This is a genomic window from Streptomyces sp. P17 (assembly GCF_032436805.1).
Classification (GTDB): Bacteria; Actinomycetota; Actinomycetes; order Streptomycetales; family Streptomycetaceae; genus Streptomyces.
The window spans coordinates 1-426 of record NZ_JAVRBF010000355.1; the positions used below are offsets into that span (position 1 = coordinate 1).

Sequence of the window (426 nt, forward strand, 5' to 3'; positions counted from 1 at the left end):
GGTCGATCAGCCCCGTGGCCATCTCACCCCGATCGGTCAGGTTGACCAGCATCCGCTCGCCGTAGCGTTCAATGAGGTTTCCAAGACTTGCATAGCTCATGGGGCTGCCATCTGTGAGTGTGATTGCGGGCGGCGATCATGCCGCCGCCCGGCAGGCCCCGAAGGGCAAGGGACGGCCCCAACAGGGAGAGGACAGGCCGTCAGACCTCGGTTTCGGCCTCGCCATCGGCCCAGTCACCGCCCACCGCGCCGGCCTTCACCAGCACGTCGAATTGCGCGGAGGTGAGAAGGATGGCATCGCCGGGGGCGTAATGGTCGCCATCATGGCTGAGGCGGTCGATGACTTCGATCCAGTGGCGGACCTCTTGCGGGTCAGTCCGAGCCGGCAACGAACGTCGATCCCGACGCCGCCGGTGGCCAAGGCCC

1 protein-coding gene is annotated in these 426 nt (G+C 66.4%); it reads right to left on the bottom strand.

What is annotated here, in order from left to right:
• Positions 1-200: 200 nt before the first annotated feature.
• Positions 201-426: hypothetical protein (locus tag RMT89_RS41255; RefSeq protein WP_315888887.1), on the bottom strand; the 226-nt coding region annotated here is incomplete at its 5' end.